Here is a 22027-nt window from a genome sequence, read left to right as displayed (position 1 = left end):
TGATTTTTTTACACATTTATTACAGCTTTTTTCTTTGGCGTATTTAAATTTTGTAAGACGTGGTAGTTATGATGTGTCATAAATCCATTAGATTACTAAGGAGGGTTTTCCGATGAACAGAGTTAAATTATCTCTAATTTTATTGTTGCTGTTTGGTATTAATGGGGCGTCTCTAGCTAGCGATAACAATCAATCTAACGCGGTAGTGATACCCCAGATTTTTGAGAAAGCCAAACAAAACGATAACTGGAAGCTTGCTTTTTTAACTGCAAAAAATGCTCAAATTGTTTTCATGAGCGTTTCACCTGCTACCAACCCAAATAATGAAATTGGTAAAGAAACCCATCAATTTGATCAAATCATTTTTGTGGTTAAAGGGCAAGGTAAAGCAATCTTGAATGGCAAAAGCACCATGATTAATCCTGGTGATATCGTTTTTATTCCACAAGGGGTTGAGCATAATGTTGTTAATCTAAGCACTAAGAACCCACTTAAAATTCTTAGCGTTTATTCATCAACTGACATTCCCGCAAACTCAACTTATAAAACAAAAGCAGACGCACAATAGGAGAATAATGCGGATTCAATTCATTGAATCCGCCAGCGCCTCAACCATCTCTTTTTTAAATTTAGATCAATAAAGGATCAATAAGTACTATAATTACCCTGTACAAAGGTGTAATTATGGATATTGATGCGATCAACGATGATGTCATTTCTTACAGATACGCGCCATTTTATGCTGAGCGCGATCCAAGAAATGTCGTAAATATAGACCCAACTGAAGGCCATGGTATCTTTACCTCAGGCATGACGGAATGCGTGTCGTTTGCCTTTATCATGAAGAAAAACAATGAAATTAAACGCCTATCTATGATTCATTTCCCGGGAGGTATCACAAGTTATGCTTTAGATTCAGAAGAAGGAAAAGAAATTCTTAAAGCAATGGTAGCCAACGCACCTAAAGATGCTGAAATTGAAGCAGTAATTGGATTGAGTAGTTCACACTACCCCAACGGCCTTTTTGATGACCAAGAAATTTTAGAAGTCCTTAATAAACAAGTTACTGAATTAGGCTTCCAACTTACTGATCTTCAACTTTGTGCGGGTAATGGTCGAAATTTAGATGAATCGGGCTTTAGTTTCGGGGTAAATTTTAATGGAGAATATGGCGAATTTGTCAACTGCCATGGATTACGCGCAAAAGGGATGTGGGATTCTAAAGAAGCTTGTGTAAATTATGATGATACTCCTTTAAACCTATCCCAACTTACCTACCTACTTCATTTGGCTCGTCTACGCGGAGATAAGCAAAGATGGGAAACACTACAGGAAGACATCAAGCGCTTGGAAGGAATACATACCGATAAAGATTTTTCTCAAGTAAAAGCAATGCCTTTTAAATTAGAACAACAGGACCTCCCTCTTGATAATCCTGCTCAATTGAAAGACATGCTGCTTAGGGTGCGAGAAGGGAATAATAAGTAATTATGGCAGCAAATTAAAACAACCATAGTGCAAACAATTGAACAAAGCAGTGATAAATCTGCTTCTTTAGTTAAATATAAATCGATTTTACAGCTCCATCTCGACAAAAACGCTTCTCATCAATACGTGGGAAGTTTTTTCAGCAGAACTTTCCAGAAAGGGGAGCCAACGCATTGGCGACAAGTTAAAAAATATGATTCACCCGCTGAAACCGCTCAAAGTGGTCAAGATTCTTCAATCGATTCTGAATCTTCTGATTCAGACCCATTTCATGGACCCAAAGCATAGAAAATTCGTGCAGAATCCCCCTCCTAAAAATATTTACTCATCACAATCAATAGTAACGGAACAGCTAACAACTGCACCGTCACTGAAAAAATAACAAGCGCCAGAATAGAGGTATCATAAAGAACCCCCATTAACACACTGCCTAAAAACCAAAAAATCCCAAATCCAGTGTTGAAAATACCATAAGCAGAAGCTCTTTTTTCTTTCGGTATCATCTGAGCGACAACAGCACGCATTAAAGACTCTTGTGCACTGACACCAATGCTCCACAAGATAACGCCGACCAAAGCGAAATTGAAATTTCCCAAAAATGCAAAGGGAGCGAAGAGGCACGAAATTAGACTCACCGTAATTAAAACAACAAAGCCTTTGCGATCATAAAGATAACCCAACAATGGTGCACTTAAGGTACTAGCCCCCATTGCAATTGAGTAAAAGATTGGAATCCAAGTGGGTGATAGAAGCGCTGTTTTTTGAAAATGATAAGCAATTAACGGGAAATCAGCATAACCGGCTGCAATTAATGCAGCTCCTGCTAAGTAAATCCAAAATGCTGGATTCATTGTCAAGGTTTGCAGATTGCCCTGCTCTATTTCCAAATCTTGTGGCTGAGGATATAACCAGCGTGCAAACAGTAAGGTGGCTAAAGCAAGCAAAGCAGGAATTAACAGAATTGCGAAACTGCATTGATATCCTTCTTTAAAATAAAGAGCCACAGCAATAATGACGGGACCAATCATTGCCCCAATTTGATCAAGCGCTTCATGTAGCCCGAATGCCCACCCGATGCCCATCTTATTCCCAGTGTGGGATAGCATGGCATCCCGGGCAGGAGTTCGGATTGCTTTACCAACACGTTCGATAATTATTAAAGCCGCAGCAATCCACCAATGTCCTGCTAATGCCATCAAAGGAACCGCAAATAAATTACAGGCATAACCGAAGATAGTAATTGTCCAATATTTTCTTGTGCGATCAGCAAGGTACCCTGAAGCGCTGCGTAGTACGTACCCTAGTAACTCCCCGCCGCCCGTAACAAAACCCACTATAGCTGCGTTAGCTCCTAACAAAGCAAGATAAGGCCCAATAATGCTGCGTGCCCCCTCATAAGTGATATCCGCAAATAAGCTGACAACCCCTAAAAGAATGACAAAATTGAATGCCTTCTTATAAGGTAAGTCTTCTTTATTTGGTAATTTCATCAAAATTGCGTATTGATTTTAGCCAGGCATGGGGGATTGGATGTCATGTTTAAATCCATTTCCTACTATCTCCTTATTAAATTTGTGCATCATTAAACAGTTTTTTTTCTCATGTGCCTCAGTGTGAAACAAAAATCAAAACTACTTTTTTCATCTAACGTTAACGTTCCTCTGTTTATCTGGTATTGTTGCATAAACACCTCACCTTCCCCTCTCTCGCAGTATTATTCAGGCATAGAGCAAATCAATATTATCTCCCTCTCTTGCCGCAATTTTTTCCTCATTGCAATACGCATTTGCAGTATACTGTTGCTTCATGTTGCCCCTCCGTTAATAAAGGGCTCTAATACAAGTCTAGCTATTTTGGGCTAAATTGCTACTCTAAACTCTGCTGAGCATTATCGAATGACAAAAAGTAATTCCAGGAGGATCGTTATGTCATCTGAATTGGGTCGAAGAGCTTTCTTAAAAAAGGCAGCTATAGTGCTGGGCGGTTCACTACTAGCAAGTCCATTGCTCACAGAATCACTGTTCGGCGCGGTAAAACAAGAAAATGAAATTTCGCCAAACGAAGATTTAATGAGAGAACATGGAGTATTGCGCCGCATAATCCTGATTTATCGTGAAGCGATTTTCCGCATTGAAAACAATGGAGAATTAAACCCCGTCCTTCTCCATAAATCAGCCAGTATTGTTCGGCATTTTATTGAAGACTATCATGAAAAACTTGAAGAAAACTTCCTATTCCCTCGATTTGAAAAAGCAGGCCTTCTGGTTAACCTGGTGAATACCCTCAAAATTCAACATCAAACTGGAAGGAAATTGACCCATGCTATCTTGGGGTTAGCTAACCCAAAGCAATTGAAGGTGAATAGCAACAATCTTGTTAAGATCTTATCCCAATTCATTAAGATGTACGAACCTCATGCTGCAAGAGAAGACACTGTTCTTTTTCCAGCCCTAAAAACAATTGTTTCAGACAGGGAATATCAAGAAATGGGCGAACAATTTGAGGCTGAGGAGCATAAACAATTTGGAAAAGAGGGATTCGAGGGCATCGTTTCCCAAGTTGCAATCATCGAAAAAGAACTAAACATTTATGATCTCTCAAAATTCACGCCTAAATGAAGTAACAAATTTGCCCCCCAATTCTCTATAATTAAGGGATAACTCATAAGGAGAATAACTGTGGAAAAAAACGAGCGTTATGAGTTGGAAATACCTGAAGAGGGGCTGGATTACGATATACTTGATATGGCTTTTAATCCTACAACTCAATCCTTCATCGAGACCCACGGTATTCAACCCGGGATGCGTATATTGGATGTCGGTAGCGGGTCAGGGATTATGACGCATTATCTAGCCCGTCGCGTTGGCGATCATGGGCATGTGTTATCGATTGATAATAGCGCTGAACAATTAGCACGTGCTGAACGATTTTGCCAGCAGCAGGCAGATAAAAATGTCACTTTTAAACCACTTTCTGTTTACGATCTCGATTCCCTTAATGAGACCTTTGATTTGGTCTATTGTCGGTTTGTGCTTCATCATTTACATAGCCCAAGACTCGCCATTCGCCTTTTTTATAACCTATTGAATAAAAATGGTATTTATATCGCGGAAGAAGGAATTATTAGTGCAGCATTTTCCTACCCGCCATCCCCAGCCTGGCAATATTCGCGCCCATCTATTCTTCCTCCCGATAAAGAGCACGACGGTTTAGATCGCGATGGTGAGTTTGGCATGAAGTTATTTTATTGGATGAAAAAATCAGGCTTCACGATTAAAGGTTCAAAACTCATCCAACCAATCCTCAGCACTGCCGAACAAAAAATAAAATTAGTTGATGGACATGAGGCGTTTAAAAAAACAGCACTGCTTCAAGGTAAAAGCGAAGCAGAGTGGGAAGAAGAAAAGCAAGCATTAATTCGTCTCGCTGATGATGATTTTTCTATTGTTGGTTTTTATCAATCCTGCCAAGTCTGTGGGATGAAATAAATATAGGCATCATAATAACCGTCCCATAGCGATATCATCAGGATGACTTTCATACCCATCGGGATCATTAAAAGGCATCTCGAGGTAGCCCTGCTTGACATAAAAATTCTTTGCGTCCTTTGATGCTTCAACCTGCAACGTTATAAACCCACCTTGTTTGAGCCATCGTTCACAAAGCTTAAGGAATTGGCCTCCTAAACCCTGGTTACGATACAGCTCATCAATGACAATAATACGCATCGCTGCACGAGCATCTGGCCATTGTTGGATGTGGGCATAGCCCACGATATCAGCACCTTGATACAAGACAAAATGAGTATGCTTTTCATCTTTGAAAGTCCATGTGTATGGGTCAGCTAGTCCCGCCCTGTCAAAAAAGTAAAATTGGCGAAAATGGCGTGCTGCCTCCCACTCGCGTGTGGTGAGCGCTTTAACCATCCGCAATCCTCTAAACCCTGCTTTTCTATCAATATCACCTATAAACGAATCTTTACCTAAACAATAGGACGTGATGTCATAAGGATATTGACGAGCTAGACTCTGCTTCAGGTTTGCATAAGCCTCTCTGTCTGCTTGATTTAAACTCAACCAATCCCGAAAGCGCAAGTGCCTTTCAATCTCAGGATTCCCCACTTCGTAAACATGGGCTTGGTGGGTACGCTGATTCCCTCCTTTTTGAAAATACCGTCGAAAAGGGATGCCATATTCACCCTTCGCTGCATAGTGAAGTTTCAGCATCAATGGGTTTGCAGCATCGACTAAAGTGATATCTTCAACTACAGGAATCATATCAATAACCGGCTTAGCAGCTAATCCTGGTACCGCGGTAGAACCAATGTGATGAATCTCGATACAATTCTCTCCTAGCGCCTTTTTGACACGAATTGCTTCCTGCTCAAATTGCTTTGGCCATTCTGGGTTATAAGGAACTACTTCAATGAATCGTTGATTATTTGCCATCGCTTTCACTTTAAAAAATAGAGGGGGAGCAATTAAAAATGACATGACAATTATAATACATACATTAAGATTGGAAACGTGCTTAAATCAATTTCAGAGTAACTCAATGCCTAAAAAAACGCCCCCCACTTTGGAAACGCCTCGCTTGTTGCTCAGAACGCCTCAGCCTGGCGACGAAATTCCTCTTAACCAAGCGATTAATCGCTCTTTAAACGAATTAAAACAATGGATGCCTTGGGCGAGTGATCCCCGCCTAGAAACCACAGCAGAATTTGTTACCAAAGCAATAGTGCAATGGAAAACAAAGAATCAAATAGAATTCCCCATGGTGGTTATTTACAAACAAAATAACAAGATCATTGGCGGATGTGGTTACAATGAGCATAGCGACCCTCAGGTTCCGTTTTACGAAATAGGCTACTGGTTGGATACGGAGTACACTGGGCTGGGTCTGGCTACAGAATTAACGATCGCTTTAACAAAATATGCTTTCGAAGCTATGAAAGCAGCACGGGTACAAATTTGTATTCAAGCAGATAACACCAAAAGCATTCGTGTTGCTGAAAAATGTGGCTTTGATCTGGAAGCCAGATTGCACCATTATCGACTCGATTGCAAAACAGGAAAACCAGCAGATGAACTTATTTATGTGCGTTTTAATGCGAATAAACTGGAACTAACATGAGAGAAATTATTTTAGCCACTTCAAACAAGGGTAAGATTGCTGAGTTAGGCGCTATTTTGTCGCACTGGCATTGTATCCCTCAAACAAACTTAGGCATAAAAGACGCTGAAGAAACAGGATTAAGCTTCGTTGAAAATGCAATTATCAAAGCACGTCATGCAAGCCGCCTAGGTCATAAACCAGCTTTAGCGGATGATTCGGGCTTAGTCGTTCAGGCACTTAACGGTGCACCAGGCATTTATTCGGCGCGTTATGCCGGGAATCATGCCAGCGATCACGATAATATTAATTTATTGCTGGGCAATCTTGCAGCAATCCCTAATTCCCAGCGTCAAGCTTTTTTCTATTGTGCCATTGCATTAGTCATGCATGCAGAGGATCCAACTCCCCTTATCGCTACAGGCAGATTAACAGGAACAATTTGTCAAACACCTAGGGGTGATCAAGGATTTGGTTATGATCCAATTTTCTATATCGAAAGCCAGCAATGCACAGTCGCTCAATTGCCTGCTAAGATTAAAAATAGTATTAGTCATCGCGCGCAAGCTTTAAATCAATTGCGCAGGCAACTTGAAACAGAATTATGATTACGACAAAGAATGAGGTGCAAGAGGCATTATTTATACAAGCATTGGAATTACAACGCAAAGGGGAGCTGCATCAAGCAATTGGCCTTTATGAAAAACTATTGCTTGCCCAACCTGAAGACAGTCAAGCATTGCACTTCCTCGGTTTGGCGCACGCTCAGCTTGGCGACATGCAACAGGCAATCTTATATATGGAAAAAGCTTTAGGTTTTGATCCAAATAATGCCAGTTTACATAATAACTTAGCCAACGCTTATAAAAATATCCAACAAATTAAAAAAGCAATTGAACACTATCAAACTGCAATCCAACTTGCCCCTGAATATGCGCAAGCACATCACAACCTAGCTACAGTGTACGCTTCACAAGATAATTATAAACAAGCGCTCCATCATTATCGCCAGGCAGTGCATGCTTCACCTGACTTTACAACAGCCCACTTTAATCTAGGCCTTTTGCTGCTCAAAAATAATCAATTAGCCGCTGCTAAGGTGCAGTTTAACAACGTACTAACGCTTAACCCTGGTAACCCCGATGCCGAATTTTATTTGGGCTTACTTCATCTAGAATCAAATCAATTAGAAGAAGCAGAAAAGCATTTCCAAAACGTTTTATTACAAAATAACGAGCACGTGGAAGCGCTTACCAACTTAGGTGTCATTGCGTTAAAGCGCGATCAGGGACAACTTGCAGTCGATTACTTTACTAAAGCATTGGCGTTTGATAATGGTCATCTTGAAGCGCGTAATAACCTGGCTGCAACCTTTATGCATCATGATCGCTTTGAAAATGCATTAATGCATTATGATGTATTACTAAAACAAGATCCTAATAATATCGAATACTTATACAATTCAGGGGTTGCCGAAATGGCTCTAGGGCATTTAAGCGAGGCGATAGTCCATTTTGAAAAACTCTTAAGTTTGAATGAACACCACTTCGCAGCCCTCAACAACTTGGCTGCCATCTATATTCGTCTTGAGGACAAAGAGCGGGCACGTAATTTACTTAGACGCGCTATTGCTGCAAATCCAAAGGATACGTCAAGCCGGCATATGCTCAATGCATTGACTGGCGAACAAATTAAAGCAAGAACTTGCCCTGATTATGCAATGAATTTATTTAATAACTATGCACTGTATTACGATCAACACATGCAAAATCAATTGCATTACAGCTTGCCGCAACATATCGCCCAATTAATTCATAAATTTGAGCTATTCCATATCGAGAATGCGGTTGATTTAGGCTGTGGCACCGGTTTGACTGGTGTAGTACTCCGTGAAATTTGCCATCACTTAATCGGTGTTGATATTGCCGCTAAAATGCTATCCCAAGCAAAGAAAAAAGCGCTTTATGATCAGCTGATTGAAGCAGATCTTATTCCTTTTTTAAACAAGGATAAACTACACTACGACCTCATGGTTGCAGCAGATGTACTGCCTTATTTTGGCGATCTAAACAATTTATTTGCTGCTGTAGCAAAACGCCTGAATCGAAACGGGTACTTTATTTTCTCCACTGAAATTAGCCATAATGAACCTTGGCGATTACAAGACACCGCCCGCTTCAGCCATCATCCAAATTACATCAAAGAATTGTGCGCAAAGCATGGTTTACAGCTCGTACACCAAGAACAAGTCCTTGCCCGTCAACAAGATCAACAAGCACTTCCAATAATGCTTTTCGCCGCTGAATTTGTGGGAGAGGTAATCGTTCTACACTAAAACCGCTTTCGCAAAAAAAATCAAAGAGTCACTTGAGTGGCCACCATTGCTAAGCTTGATGCATCGCCTTTTTCGCTCTGGCAAGAAGCGTGTCTATAGTATCGCCATGTTTAAGCGTACTCAATCCAAAGGAGAGTGTAAGATTTATTTTTGTCCCATGATAATAAAACTCACACTCTTCAACTGCAGTTTGCAAATTTTCAAGGATCTTGGCCCCATAGTAGGCTGAAGTTCGCTCAAAAACCAGTACAAACTCTTCGGCGCTATAACGTGCAATAAAATCCGCAGCACGAATGGATGACTTCAGAAGAATCGCTACTTTCTTTAAAGCCTTATCACCGACTAAATGACCGTATTGATTATTTATCTCTTTTAGATGATCTATCTTGGCTAACGCTAGGGATAATTCTCCGAATCCTCTCTGCCATCGATGAAAAGCACCTAAAATGTATTCATCATAAGCGGTTTTATTGGGCAAACCTGTTAACGAATCGTGGTTAATCCTAACTTTATGAGAGGATAAGTGGTTTCTTATTCTTTCAGCACCACCCTCTGCTTCTTCCAATTTACTTTGCAAAATCATAATCTTTTCGTTGTATTCTTTGGTTCGATTTTGCTCATTTTCACGATAAAGGCGAATTTGCTGGCTTAACTCTTCTAAACCATCACCAACCGATCTGGATAACTCTTCAATGGTCTTTACATCCTTAAGGTAACTTCTAATATGTTGAATGCAATTTTGAAATTCTATTTCAAATCGTACCGCTTCTTGTTGCGATTCCAAATTATGGGTATTCGTAATTTCGAGATACTGACCAAAATCGTGTAAATAATCAGCAAATCGATTTAAAAATCCTTTAAATTGGTCATGCTCCAAATTAAAAGCCTCAATAACCAAATCCGTTAATGCATCAATGACTTCTGTCAATGAACTTGTGGTAAGTTGATCTTTTAAACGTGACTTAAGCATCTGCAGTTTTTTTGCAAGATCTTCTGGAATCAGCACATGTTCTAGCAGCTGATTTAAGCGGCTATTAATTTGATGATCGATAAAAGGTTGAGAAGGCTTGTTGGGTTGTGAAATTTTCCTAGATTGAAGTTGGTTTTGTTGATAATCAGCTAATTGCTTTGTAACCCACTCAATAGAATCTTCGAGTAATTTATTGAATTTTTCAATAAGCAACTGCTCATTGTTCTCGTCTTTAATGGATTGCTCGGCCTGCTTAAATGCTTTCTTCTCTTTTTCCGTAATAGCTACACGACTTAGTAAGTCTGTTTCCTGTTTAATAAAATGGGTTAGGTTTGCTTGAGTGAGCTGCTTTTTTTCCTTTAAATTGGACATCGCATTCACTAACAACTCAACGCTTCTCTTAATCTTTTTACTTCCTCTATTTTCTTTAAGGTTGGTTCTCAGATTGCGTATTGGTTTATCAAGACTCACATGAATACCATGAGGAAGAAGGCTTAATTGATAAATTGCGCTTTTAAGCACATTAATTTCGTCCTCTAACTGATGGCATTTTAATTTATATTGATTGACAGTATTGGCAATTCTATTTTTCAGGTCTTTTTCAAGCATCGGGCTAATTTCCATTTAAAATGATTCCAGTTTTATTCAACGATATGCTAATAACCATTTTGTTTAAGAATATGTATATCTAAGTATATACTATTCACTGGCTTTAAGGCTTGATAATAGCCGGCTTGTTCTTTTTTTGAATGAATATTGCCGCTAGTCCCGTGCAAAATAAATGGATTCCCTTAGGACATCGCGAGAGAGTTTATGCCTAATGACAACGATTCCTATCGCCTGCCAACAGGCTATGGCCCGCTATTCATTTGCCAGAATCGGCAGGCTCCTTGAGATAAGTAAGATAACCCGGAAAATCATTGCGTTTACCCTGAACAAGATCTAAGTAAGCGTTTTTTATGGCTGAAGTTACTTTTCTCTCGTCCGACTGAGCCAATTTTTTATCATTAATAGAGCGTATCGCCGTCACTTCTGCAGCGGTTCCTGTAAAAAATGCTTCATCAGCTTGATAAGCCTTTTCTAAAGAAATATCTTCTTCAATAACAGTGAAGCCCAAGTTGCGTGCGAGTTTTACTACTGTATCACGAGTAATCCCTGAGAGTATTCCTCCTAATTGGGGTGTATAAATCACGCCATTTTTGACAATGAAAAAATTCTCCCCCACCCCCTCGGTGATGTAACCGTTGCTGTCAAGAAACAAGGCCTCGTGATAATGAGTACCTTGTAACTCGAGGGAAGCTAAAATGCCATTGATGTAATGGCCGCATAATTTAGCATCGACAACAGTAGAATCTGGATGAATACGAATGTAACTGCTTATTTTTACATCAACACTATCATGAGGAAGATAAGCGCCCCAAGGCCAGCAAGCAATGACGAATTCGATAGGGTTGCCAATAGGGTTAACCCCCATTTTACTGTACCCATAAAAAGCAATAGGCCTTATATATCCCGCATCAAGATTGCTGTTGCGTACGACCTCTTTAATTGCGGAGATAATTTCTTCTTTGGAAAAAGGTAACTGCATTTTTAAAGTCGCAGCAGAATACAGGAGGCGATCAACGTGATCAATTAGGCGAAATATTGCAGGTCCTTGATCTGTACTATAAAAGCGAATCCCCTCAAAAGCCCCCCCGCCATAGTGTAAGGTATGTGCCAATACATGAACCTTTGCCTCTGCCCAGGGTACAAACTTTCCGTTCTGCCATATTGTTTCCGTTGTTTGCATCATTTGTGTTCTCCTGTTCAGCTGCTAGGCCTGCGCTGAAGAATTAGGGCCATGTTGGCAATTGATCCTTTTAAAAAGAAACAACAAGATTTTTATCGATCTCTTGTAATTCCGATTTAAATAAAATTTGTATTTGTTTCAAGCTTTCCTGATCTTTTGCTTCAAAACGAGCGACTAAACAAGGCGTCGTATTTGAGGCTCTGAGTAACCCCCAGCCATGCTGAAACTCCACCCGCAAGCCATCAATAGTAATGATGTTTGCATTAGGAAATTTAGCCTGTTCACTAAAGCGTTGCATGAAAGTGAATTTATCCTCTTCAGCGATAGGGATCTTAATTTCCGGCGTATTGACACTATTGGGAATAGCCGCAAATTGTTCACTAACGGATTGTTCACTCACGCTGAGTATTTCGAGTAATCGACAGGCGCTATAAAGCGCATCATCAAAACCATACCAACGATCCTTGAAGAAAAGATGGCCACTCATTTCTCCGGCCAAAGCCGCATTTTCTTCTTTCATCACCCCTTTAACAATGGAGTGGCCTGTCGGACACATTCTAGCTATACCATCAGCTTCCTCAATCACGCGCGCTAAGTGACTTGAACATTTCACATCATAAACAATGGTTGCGCCTTTATTGCGCTTTAGCACCTCACGAGCATAGAACATCAACAATCGATCTGGCCAAATCACTTCTTCCAGATTGGTAACGACACCTAAGCGATCGGCATCGCCATCGAACGCCAAACCAATATCCGCTTTATGCTGGGCGATAGCCTTTTTCAAATCGATTAAATTGGTTTCAATGGTGGGATCAGGATGGTGGTTGGGAAATCGCCCATCAACTTCACAATACATCGGGATAACTTCACAGCCCAAAGCAGTAATCACCTTAGGAACGATTGGTCCGGCAATACCATTACCGCAATCGACAACTACTTTGAGAGGACGATGTATTTTAATATCGCTGATGATACGATTGATATAATCAGGAATAATATCAAACGAACGGGCTATCCCTTGACCATCTTGAAACTTTCCAGCAACAATTAACTCATAAAGTTGCTCAATATCAGCTTGCACCAATGTTTTGCCAGCTAATACCATCTTGATGCCGTTATAATCTGCAGGATTATGGCTGCCGGTTACCATTAAACCGGAATCGATCCCTTGCGTATGCGTGGCATAATACATAACAGGAGTCGCTACAGCACCTAAATCAATTACAGTGATCCCACTATCAAGCAAGCCCTGCTTCAGAGCAGCAGACAAGCTATCACTTGTGAGTCGACCATCGCGAGCAATAAAAATCTCATGACGTTTTAGCTCGCGAAGGCGGCAGCTAATTGCTCGCCCAATCGTATAAAAATCATCTTCATTCAACTGCTTCCCTATAACACCACGAATGTCATAAGCCCTAAAAACAGAGCGTTCTACTAATTTTTGCCGATAAACCATTTATCCTCTCCCTGAACTACCAAAACCACCATGACCGCGACTAGTTTCTATAAAACTGTCAACCACTTCAAAAGCAGCCCTCACAATGGGTAAGAAAACTAATTGAGCAATACGTTCACCCGGGTTCACGGTAAAGTGCTCTTGATTACGATTCCAACAGGAAATTTTTAATTCCCCTTGATAATCTGAGTCGATTAAACCCACCAAATTTCCCAAAACAATTCCATGCTTATGCCCTAAACCGGAACGAGGTAGAATAACTGCTGCTAAGTTTGGATCACCAATATAAATAGCAAGGCCGGTGGGTAATAAGACTGTTTCCTGAGGTGCAATTTGTAATGGCGCATCGATGCAAACGCGTAAATCAAGGCCAGCTGAGCCTGAAGTTGCATAACTTGGCAACGGGATCGTATTTCCTACACGCGGATCTAATATTTTTAGTTGAATGGGTTGTTCCATACTACTCCCCTGTTTTTCGATGGGCAGTATTTTGAATACTTGCTGCAAGGATTGCAATAATTTGGCCTGCCAGCCTTGTTTTATGGGTCAAATGAAGCTCGACTTGTTCATTTTTAGTCAAAATGGTCACTTGATTAGTATCCGTATTAAAGCCCAATCCACTACCCACTTGGTTAGCGATAATCATATCCAGTTTTTTAATTAACAGCTTATCTTTTGCATTCTTTACGACCTGGGAAGTTTCTGCTGCAAATCCAATGACATACGAGCACTGGCCACTCGCGGCCACATCACTAAGAATATCCGGATTTCGCTTGAGTATAAGCGTAAGTTCTGAGCTAGTCTGCTTCTTTATTTTTTCACTGGCAGGGGTTTCCACACCGTAATCAGCAACTGCAGCGGTGCCTATAAAAATCATTCCCTTATGCAAATTCTGCATAACAGCTTCATGCATGGACTTGGCTGAGTCGACTTGATAGTATGTCACGCCTATGGGGGGCGGCAGATTGGTAGGGCCGCTGATTAGGATCACTTTGGCGCCTGCTAAATGGGCGGCTTCCGCCAAAGCATACCCCATCTTTCCCGAGCTGTTATTACTGATAAAACGAACCGGATCCATAGGCTCGTGCGTGGGTCCTGCAGTAACCATGACTGTTTGACCAGCCAGAAGCTGATTCACCTCATGTAATCTCAATGCATTAATTATAGAATGAACCTCAGCCATTCGGCCAAAGCCTTCTTCACCACAAGCTTGCGAGCCCTCACCCGGCCCGAACAAGATAACTCCTCTCTTGGCAAGGAGTTCACAATTAGCTTGTGTTGCCGCATGGGCCCACATTGAACGGTTCATTGCTGGACAAACAATTACCGGAGTCTCGGCAACCAAATAGAGTGTAGTTAACAGATCGTCAGCCAAGCCGTTTGCCATCTTTGCGATGCAATTGGCTGTGGCAGGAGCGATAACGAGGTAATCAGCCCATCGTGCCAATTCAATGTGCCCCATTGCGCGTTCAGCCTGCTCATCAAATAAATCAACACGGATATCCTCCGCCCCTAATGCTTGCAATGTGAGCGGGGAAATGAACTGTTGCGCAGACTCAGTCATCACCACACGCACTTTAGCACCCAATTGAGATAGCTCACGTACTAGATATGCTGTTTTATAAGCGGCAATCCCACCACAAATACCGAGTAGAATTTTTTTATTGATGAAATCTTGCATGGTCTCTCATTTTTGATAAGAATAACTGCGATCAAACCACAAACCTCGTCATAAAGGAATAACAATGACTTCCCCGCAAGCAATCCGTCCTTTGCGTCTACGTGAAAAATTACTCGCCCAAGGCGTACAAAGCCTTTCTGATGTAGAGTTACTAGCGGTGTTTATCAGTTCAGGAAGCGCTAAGAAATCTTGCCTCCAGCTCGCCGGAGACTTAACTAATTATTTAGGCGACTTACGAGCCATTTTAAATGCCGATCAACAAACCTTTATCCAAGTGCCAGGGCTAGGATTAGTCCGTTATGCACAATTACAGGCAGCACGTGAAATTTGCCGCAGGAGTGATTTTATTTCCCTTCAAAAAGATTCCCAATTATCCAATTCACAGCAAACCCACGCCTATCTTAAACGCCAATTACGCGATAAGAAGAACGAGACCTTTGTTGGCTTATATCTTGATAATCAACATCGTGTTCTTGCTTACGAAGAATTATTCACTGGAACAATCAACGCAGCTAGCGTTTATCCTCGCCCGATTATTGAACGAGTCCTTAAATGGAACGCTGCTGCCGTAATTCTTGCTCATAATCATCCATCGGGATTAGCGGATGCAAGTGAACAAGATATCGCAATCACCCAGAGGCTTAGCCAAGCTTTGGAATTAGTTGATGTCCGTTTGTTGGATCATTTAATCATCGGTGATAACGAGGTTTATTCGATTACAAGTCAAATCAAATGGCATTGTAACTGATATCCCGGAAAAACGTGTTAACTACTTTTTCTATAATAATGACCCATAATTCTAAAGAAGGAATTTGAGGAATAAGGAAAATCCATGCGTGTAAAGGAAACGATTTTCTTCTTAGGGGGCATCCTATTGATTACCCTTGTACTCGTTGATGTTTTCAAAATAAAACGTCCATTGTCGTTCACACGTTCAGAAGCGGCTGGGGTTAAAGAAACCGCAACTCCGGCTGATGGAGTTAAATCGCCAGCAACAATCCCTGCTATTAATATCTACGCCAATGCAAATACCGGAATGTTTAGTGATGCGACAAAAGGGGCGCTTCCTCGTGTCTATGTTCCCAATAGTGGGGACGGGACTGTTTCCGTCATTGATCCCTCCACTTACAAGGTGGTCGACACCTTTAAAACCGGCACACTTCCTCAGCATGTTGTTCCGTCTTATGATCTCAAGACCCTATGGGTGCTCAATAATGAATCCAACACGGTAACCCCAATTAATCCCGCTACAGCTAAACCGGGAAAAGCCATTCATGTTACCGATCCTTATAACCTCTATTTCACGCCCGATGGCCAGTTCGCAATCGTCGTTTGTGAAGCGCACCGCCAGTTGGAATTTCACGATCCTCACACAATGAAGTTAGTGGAAATAATGCCGGTTAAGTGTAAAGGGTTAAACCATATGGATTTTACCCAAGATAATCGTTATGGCGTAGTTACATGTGAATTTTCAGGCCAATTGATGAAATTTGATGTCGTAAAACACAAAGTTATCGGTTATTTATCATTAGGCACACGCAAAACCAGCATGCCACAAGATATTCGCCTCTCTCCAGATGGGCTTACCTTTTACGTGGCTGACATGCTGCGTGATGGAGTCGTACTGATTGATGCTGGCAATTTCCGTGAAATAGGATTTATCCCGACAGGCATCGGGACTCATGCCGTTTACCCAAGTCGCGACGGCAAGTATTTTTATGTGTCTAATCGTGGTTGTCATCATTTGAATTGTCCGCCGCATGGACCAGGTAATATCACCGTGATTGACCCCAAAACACAAACTATAGCCACCACTTGGCCTATACCTGGTGGTGGCAGCCCAGATATGGGGAATGTGAATGGCAATGGGACAGAACTTTGGCTCTCGGGCCGCTATGACAGTGAGGTTTATGTATTTAACACCGCAAATGGAGCGCTCACTCACCGTATTAAGGTCGGAGATGGCCCGCACGGCCTTACTGTCTGGCCGCAACCAGGACAATTTTCGCTGGGGCACACAGGGAATATGCGTTAATTACGGTGGAGTTATTGATGTCTTCTGTTGCGGATTTTGTGGTGGTCCCTGATGTGAAGAACATTGACTCACTTTTATTGTTTTTTGTGCTGATACTGTACACGTTATGATGTTGTTTGCCCCATTAACAATCGTCAAGTCTGCGTTGCCTGGCACATCACCTGTAACAAAAACTCGATAATCATATGGATTAACCACCTGCTTTAATGTATCAGCCATGCATTTTGCAAATTCAGCATTAGCCGTGTGCTTCACATCATAACACTCGCGCATCACTTGAATAGTCGCATTCAAAACAGCGGCATTTAATTCATCAGCAGTGGAAGCAATGCTGCCAATTGGGAGAAGTAAAATTATTCCCGCTACAATCCCCTTGAATAGAAACATGAACGTCACTTATTGAGAAGGATAAGTTAATTATAGTTGCTAAATTATTGAAAGATCCCATAATTAGGTTAAGCACTTGAGATGCTTAAAGGTAATATTATGACTGCAAAGCCCATTTCTTTTGAAAATCAAGAGGGACTCTTACTTCAAGGAATCCTGGAAATCTCAGAAAAAAGCACTGATAGTTATGCTATATTTGCACACTGCTTTACTTGCTCTAAAAACTCTTTAGCTGCCTCCCGAATCAGCCGCGCTTTAGCAAGAAAAGGGATTAACGTTTTACGCTTTGACTTTACTGGACTGGGAGATAGTAGCGGAAACTTCTCTGAGACCAACTTTACTACAAACATTAATGATTTAACGGCTGCTTTCCGTTTTCTGCAAGAACAGTTTTGTGCGCCTAAGATTCTTATCGGCCATAGTTTAGGGGGTGCTGCTGTTTTGGCTTCACTTAATCACCTACCCCAAATTGATGTCACAGTTACCATTGGTGCCCCTGCTTACGCGAAGCATGTTACCCAAAATTTTAATGATAAATTATCCGAAATAATACGGCAGGGTAAAACAGAAGTTACCCTAGGGGGAAAACAACTTACGCTCACTAGACAATTTCTTGACGACTTAGCCCGTTACCACTCCCTCTCATTTTTAAGAAAAATCAAAACAGCATTGCTTATTTGCCACTCACCCCTGGATGAAATTGTAGCCATAGAAAACGCACAGGAAATTTTTAAAGCCGCGAAACATCCAAAATCTTTCCTATCTTTGGGTGATGCCGATCATTTAATTAGTAAGCAAGTTGATGCTAACCTTTTGGCTGATGTGATTGCTGCGTGGAGCACTCGTTGGGTTAAATCAGACTAACAGACAATTACTCCTGTTGCGTATTAAGAAGCATCATAAGATAATCTAGCCCACTTTGACTTGCATCGGCGATTTACAATATGGAGATTCTAAATGCTCAGACGCCTATTTCTTATCTTATTTGCTTACCTGTTTGTCCCGCAACTTCATGCTGCAACAGAATCCATACGCATTGCACATCGAAATAATTACCCGCCATTTGTTTATGTAAAAAACGGTAAATCAGAAGGCCTCATGGTGGATATTCTTAGGGAAGTAGCCGCAAAGCAAAAAATTAACATTAAATTTGTACCGGTTCCTTTTGCACAAGTACAAAAGACGCTGGTCGATGGGCAAGCTGAAGCAATCATGCCTTTAGCAATTACTGCAGAAAGACGAAAAATCTATGACTTTAGTAGTCCGTTAGTGAGCACTGGCGGTGCTCTTTTTGTCAAATCACCCGAACCTGCACCCACCAACCTTGCCCGATTAGCAGGCAAGATTGTTGTTACTCCAAAAACTGGACCTTTTGCCAGCTATATTCAGGAAACAGCGCCAGATATTAATCTTGTTATTACAGAAAATTATGAGAGAAGTTTCGATTATATTCTCAGCGGAAAAGCCGATGCTGCAGCACTGAATTTCCAAGTAGGAAAGACAATGATTAAGAAAAATTTCTCTGGTAAAGTGACTGTTCCCCGAAAAATGTTCACAGAGTTTCCACTTGCGGTAGCATTAAAAAAAGGAGAACATCCCGGATTCTTGCGTCGCTTAAATGCAGGTTTATCGGCACTACGCGCTGACGGTACTTTGCAATGGCTCTATAAAAAATGGAAGGTACGCTAACGATTTAACCTAACACGCTGCATCCAAACTATAATTTGAGTAGCTGAGCTTACAAGGCGGAACAATTTTGATATGTTCACCACCTTATCAAAGCTTTAGGAAAAACCAACCATGGCTTTTGGTAAGCGGGAATAAATACAAAATTTTCCATTGAAAGCTCGTCCATTACTGCGCTCTTCAAAGGATGATTCAACCATGTGCCGATTTGTCGCTTATCTTGGTTCCGGGGTTTTACTAGAGCATATTTTAGTACAACCGAATAATTCAATCATAATGCAGAGTTTGCATGCGCGCGAAAGCACTATTCCTACCAATGGCGATGGCTTTGGTGTGGGTTGGTACGCGCCGGAGATCAGTCCGGAGCCTGCGTTATTCACATCGATCTCACCGGCTTGGAATGACCGAAATTTATTGCAATTGACTGCAAAAATTAAATCGCCCTGTTTTTTTGCTCATATCCGTGCTGCTGGAGCTGGGGGAGTGACCACTTATAATTGTCACCCATTCGTTCATGACAAATGGATGCTGATGCACAATGGCGATATTAGTGATTTTATTTTGGTAAAACGCCATCTGCGCCATTTGCTCGAAGACGATATTTATCATTGGATTCAGGGTGAAACTGATTCTGAACACTTATTTGCATTGTTCTTGCAGTTTGCAAAAGGCAGAGATCTTAATCAACTTTCAGTTGTGGCAGATGTTTTGCGGGAAACTATTCTACAAATTAACGAGCTTGTGGAGCATTATAGTAAAGATCATGCTTCTTACTATAATCTCTGTCTTACCGATGGAAAACGGATCGTTGCAAGCCGCTATTGTACCGTAAAGGGGGGTTTACCAGAAAGTTTGCATTATTTTTCTGGAAAATGCCTTAATCGCCATTTGCATAAAGAACATCATGAAGCAGTAGTGGTCAGTTCAGAAATACTCACTGAGTTTAACGCCGATTGGCAAGATGTACCTGCTAATAGCTTCCTACTCGTTGATTATGATAGGAGTATCAAGATACGTCCATTCTAATCAAGGGAATAGCCGTTTAGTTATAGCTATGTTAGATTGATTATCTATTATTTCAGCCAGAGCATTCCATGGAACGATCTGTTCTTTTACTTATGCTAATACTCACATTTACTTCCATAAGCTGGGGGCAAGAGGTATTAACGATTAATATCAAGGGGCATCAAACAATTTATACCCCGGAAATTTTATTAAAAGATCCTCATCGCGTAATTCTCAAGCAAGTACGTCTCCCTACCTACCCCAACCAATATTTTGATTTAAAAGCGGTGCCCTTATGTCATTTGCTTAATATCAATGATAAAAACGTCGGCAGTGTTCTGAAAATTCGCGCTTCCGATCAATATGTTTCCTACTTTAATTTACACCGGATTTATCCTTGTGATAAAACAAGGGCTTCAATGGCCTATATTGCTATTGAAGAACCTGATAAACCTTGGCCTATTGTCAGCAAAATTAAACGTTCCGCAGGCCCCTTTTACTTAATTTGGCAAGGAGAAAAAGTACCGCAAACGGACTGGATTTTTGGGACAGAAATGATTAGCGCCACCGACCAAAATCCTTTCTCTACGCTTTTGCCTGCTAACAGTACGGGTCAAGAAGCCCAGGGACTTGAAGTATTTTCCAGCAAATGCGGGGTTTGTCATTCGATTAATACGGTTGGTAATTTAGAATTAGGGCCTGACCTCAATTATCCCATGAACCCAACAGAATATTTTTCCGAGGAATTGCTACGCAAATTTATTCGCAATCCTCAATCAGTTCGCTTTTTGAAAAATGATAAAATGTTTCCCTTCACCAAAACCCTTTTGCCAGAAGAAGAATTAGATGCAATCATCGCTTTTTTGAAGTTAATGCGAACCCATAAGATAAAGGCCTTACCTAAACATTTAATCCCAAGCAATAAACCCATTGAATCATTTAACGATGAATAACCAAACGCCAAGGGTGATTATGGACTCCGACATTTTGTTTAGTAACTTCAACTTAAAAGGCCTTCATTTAAAAAATAGAATTGTCATGGCCCCTTTGACCCGCAATCGTGCGCTTCCTGAAAGTGATGCTCCGCAACAACTTAATGTCGACTATTACGCCCAACGTGCAAGTGCAGGTCTTATTATTTCTGAAGCAACACAAATTTCACGTACTGGAAAAGGTTACGCCTGGACCCCGGGCATTTACTCTCCGGATCAAGTCGCTGGTTGGAAGCGCATCACAGAGGCTGTCCATGACCAAGGAAGTGCTATTTTTGCACAGCTCTGGCATGTCGGTAGAATTTCGCATCCTTCTTTGCAACCCGCTGGCAAAGCGCCAGTTGCTCCTTCTGCAATTGCTCCCATCAAGCAACGCATCTTTATTGAGACTGGTCAATTTGTCGAGGTAGGAACACCACGTGCCCTCGAACTTAACGAGATTCCAGCCATTGTTGAGGATTACCGCAAAGCCGCTAAAAATGCGATGGCTGCAGGATTCGATGGGGTTGAAATTCATGGTGCAAACGGTTACCTCATTCATCAATTTCTCTGTGATGGTTCGAATCACCGTATGGATCAGTATGGGGGTTCTGTTAGCAATCGCCTTCGTTTTGCGATTGAGGTTGTTGAAGCTGTTGTCAGTGAAATAGGCGCACACCGCACTGGAATTCGTCTGTCCCCCGTTAGCCCCGCTAATGGTGTTTTCGATAGCTCACCTACCTCCGTGTTTTTTCCTCTTGTTCGTGAATTGAATCGCTTAAAGCTTGCTTATATCCATGTGATAGAAGGAGCAACAGGAGGCGCGAGAGAATTTCATGGTTTTGATTTTCATGCCTTACGTGGTGAGTTTAATGGCGCATGGATGGTTAATAATGGTTATACCCGTGAAATGGCAATCGAGGCAATAGCAAGCGGCTACGCGGATCTCGTCGCTTTTGGGAAACCTTACATCGCTAATCCGGATCTCGTTGAACGCTTTAAGCAAAATGCACCTTTAAACCAGGCTGATTCTGCTACATTTTATGGAGGAGATGCTAAGGGTTATACCGATTATCCGATATGGGAAAATAAACACACGAGTTGACAAA

The 22027-nt window shown here is 41.3% G+C and carries 23 protein-coding genes; 15 read left to right on the top strand and 8 right to left on the bottom strand.

All coding sequences use genetic code 11. The annotated features are described in order from the left end of the window. The first annotated feature begins 112 nt into the window (after positions 1-112). From LMI_RS03020 to LMI_RS15570, 3 genes are all read left to right on the top strand, one after another. On the top strand, positions 113-568 hold the full coding sequence (locus LMI_RS03020; RefSeq protein ID WP_045098477.1) for a cupin domain-containing protein: 456 nt from the start codon (positions 113-115) through the stop codon (positions 566-568). A gap of 116 nt (positions 569-684) precedes the next feature. Beyond that, positions 685-1488: a hypothetical protein gene (locus LMI_RS03015; protein ID WP_231852215.1), complete on the top strand. Its 804-nt coding sequence runs from the start codon at positions 685-687 to the stop codon at positions 1486-1488. A gap of 27 nt (positions 1489-1515) precedes the next feature. Further along, the gene (locus LMI_RS15570; protein ID WP_231852213.1) at positions 1516-1776 is read left to right on the top strand and encodes a hypothetical protein; all 261 of its coding nucleotides are present in this window, start codon (positions 1516-1518) and stop codon (positions 1774-1776) included. A 23-nt stretch (positions 1777-1799) separates the two neighbouring features. Here LMI_RS15570 and LMI_RS03010 read toward each other — a convergent pair whose 3' ends face one another. Further along, entirely contained in the window at positions 1800-2978 is a 1179-nt protein-coding gene (locus LMI_RS03010) for an MFS transporter (RefSeq protein ID WP_045098476.1), read from the bottom strand. Between the two features lie 435 nt (positions 2979-3413). Here LMI_RS03010 and LMI_RS03005 point away from each other — a divergent pair, with 435 nt between their 5' ends. Then, the gene (locus LMI_RS03005; RefSeq protein WP_045098475.1) at positions 3414-4106 is read left to right on the top strand and encodes a hemerythrin domain-containing protein; all 693 of its coding nucleotides are present in this window, start codon (positions 3414-3416) and stop codon (positions 4104-4106) included. 60 nt (positions 4107-4166) lie between these two features. Further along, the gene (locus LMI_RS03000; RefSeq protein WP_045098474.1) at positions 4167-4976 is read left to right on the top strand and encodes a class I SAM-dependent methyltransferase; all 810 of its coding nucleotides are present in this window, start codon (positions 4167-4169) and stop codon (positions 4974-4976) included. 9 nt (positions 4977-4985) lie between these two features. Here the strand turns inward: LMI_RS03000 and LMI_RS02995 are convergent, their stop codons facing one another. Beyond that, positions 4986-5936 (bottom strand): bifunctional GrpB family protein/GNAT family N-acetyltransferase, encoded by a 951-nt coding sequence (locus LMI_RS02995; protein ID WP_045100532.1) that lies wholly within the window; start codon positions 5934-5936, stop codon positions 4986-4988. Positions 5937-6042: 106 nt separating this feature from the next. Here LMI_RS02995 and LMI_RS02990 point away from each other — a divergent pair, with 106 nt between their 5' ends. Genes LMI_RS02990 through LMI_RS02980 form a run of 3 tightly spaced genes read left to right on the top strand, consistent with a single transcriptional unit; the run spans position 6043 to position 8935 of the window. After that, positions 6043-6621, top strand: coding sequence for a GNAT family N-acetyltransferase (locus tag LMI_RS02990; RefSeq protein ID WP_045098473.1), 579 nt, complete (start codon positions 6043-6045; stop codon positions 6619-6621). Beyond that, the gene (gene rdgB / locus LMI_RS02985) at positions 6618-7208 is read left to right on the top strand and encodes an RdgB/HAM1 family non-canonical purine NTP pyrophosphatase (protein WP_045098472.1); all 591 of its coding nucleotides are present in this window, start codon (positions 6618-6620) and stop codon (positions 7206-7208) included. The genes LMI_RS02990 and rdgB overlap by 4 nt, the downstream gene beginning before the upstream one ends. After that, positions 7205-8935, top strand: coding sequence for a tetratricopeptide repeat protein (locus LMI_RS02980; RefSeq protein ID WP_045098471.1), 1731 nt, complete (start codon positions 7205-7207; stop codon positions 8933-8935). Before rdgB ends, LMI_RS02980 begins: the two co-directional genes overlap by 4 nt. A 49-nt stretch (positions 8936-8984) precedes the next feature. On the opposite strand, the gene LMI_RS02975 is transcribed toward LMI_RS02980, so the two are convergent. The 5 genes from LMI_RS02975 to coaBC all read right to left on the bottom strand — a co-directional run bounded on the left by LMI_RS02975 (position 8985) and on the right by coaBC (position 14834). Next, on the bottom strand, positions 8985-10529 hold the full coding sequence (locus LMI_RS02975; RefSeq protein ID WP_045098470.1) for a GGDEF domain-containing protein: 1545 nt from the start codon (positions 10527-10529) through the stop codon (positions 8985-8987). A 241-nt stretch (positions 10530-10770) separates the two neighbouring features. After that, complete coding sequence (locus tag LMI_RS02970; protein ID WP_052679428.1) at positions 10771-11697, bottom strand: branched-chain amino acid transaminase; 927 nt, start codon at positions 11695-11697, stop codon at positions 10771-10773. Between the two features lie 67 nt (positions 11698-11764). Beyond that, complete coding sequence (locus LMI_RS02965; protein WP_045098469.1) at positions 11765-13153, bottom strand: phosphomannomutase/phosphoglucomutase; 1389 nt, start codon at positions 13151-13153, stop codon at positions 11765-11767. Beyond that, positions 13154-13612, bottom strand: a complete 459-nt coding sequence (gene dut / locus LMI_RS02960; protein WP_045098468.1) for a dUTP diphosphatase — start codon at positions 13610-13612, stop codon at positions 13154-13156. Between the two features lies 1 nt (position 13613). After that, positions 13614-14834: a bifunctional phosphopantothenoylcysteine decarboxylase/phosphopantothenate--cysteine ligase CoaBC gene (gene coaBC, locus LMI_RS02955; RefSeq protein WP_045098467.1), complete on the bottom strand. Its 1221-nt coding sequence runs from the start codon at positions 14832-14834 to the stop codon at positions 13614-13616. 64 nt (positions 14835-14898) lie between these two features. Here coaBC and radC point away from each other — a divergent pair, with 64 nt between their 5' ends. Both radC and LMI_RS02945 read left to right on the top strand, forming a co-directional pair. Next, positions 14899-15582, top strand: a complete 684-nt coding sequence (radC, locus tag LMI_RS02950) for a RadC family protein (RefSeq protein WP_045098466.1) — start codon at positions 14899-14901, stop codon at positions 15580-15582. Positions 15583-15666: 84 nt separating this feature from the next. After that, on the top strand, positions 15667-16869 hold the full coding sequence (locus LMI_RS02945; RefSeq protein ID WP_082050694.1) for a YncE family protein: 1203 nt from the start codon (positions 15667-15669) through the stop codon (positions 16867-16869). On the opposite strand, the gene LMI_RS02940 is transcribed toward LMI_RS02945, so the two are convergent. Then, the gene (locus tag LMI_RS02940; RefSeq protein ID WP_045098465.1) at positions 16870-17256 is read right to left on the bottom strand and encodes a hypothetical protein; all 387 of its coding nucleotides are present in this window, start codon (positions 17254-17256) and stop codon (positions 16870-16872) included. Between the two features lie 99 nt (positions 17257-17355). On the opposite strand from LMI_RS02940, the gene LMI_RS02935 reads away from it, so the two are divergent. The 5 genes from LMI_RS02935 (at position 17356) to LMI_RS02915 (ending at position 22023) form a co-directional block, all read left to right on the top strand. Next, positions 17356-18120, top strand: a complete 765-nt coding sequence (locus LMI_RS02935; protein ID WP_045100529.1) for an alpha/beta hydrolase family protein — start codon at positions 17356-17358, stop codon at positions 18118-18120. Between the two features lie 93 nt (positions 18121-18213). Continuing rightward, positions 18214-18945 (top strand): substrate-binding periplasmic protein, encoded by a 732-nt coding sequence (locus LMI_RS02930; RefSeq protein WP_045098464.1) that lies wholly within the window; start codon positions 18214-18216, stop codon positions 18943-18945. A 195-nt stretch (positions 18946-19140) separates the two neighbouring features. Then, positions 19141-19968 (top strand): class II glutamine amidotransferase, encoded by an 828-nt coding sequence (locus tag LMI_RS02925; RefSeq protein WP_045098463.1) that lies wholly within the window; start codon positions 19141-19143, stop codon positions 19966-19968. A 68-nt stretch (positions 19969-20036) separates the two neighbouring features. Beyond that, positions 20037-20900, top strand: coding sequence for a c-type cytochrome (locus LMI_RS14765; RefSeq protein WP_052679427.1), 864 nt, complete (start codon positions 20037-20039; stop codon positions 20898-20900). Next, complete coding sequence (locus tag LMI_RS02915; protein WP_269450648.1) at positions 20893-22023, top strand: alkene reductase; 1131 nt, start codon at positions 20893-20895, stop codon at positions 22021-22023. Before LMI_RS14765 ends, LMI_RS02915 begins: the two co-directional genes overlap by 8 nt. The last annotated feature ends 4 nt before the right edge of the window (positions 22024-22027 follow it).

The sequence above is a fragment of the Legionella micdadei genome (genome assembly GCF_000953635.1).
Lineage (GTDB): Bacteria > Pseudomonadota > Gammaproteobacteria > Legionellales > Legionellaceae > Tatlockia > Tatlockia micdadei.
Note: the sequence above shows the minus strand (reverse complement) of the source record. Positions and strands in the feature narration are given on the sequence as shown.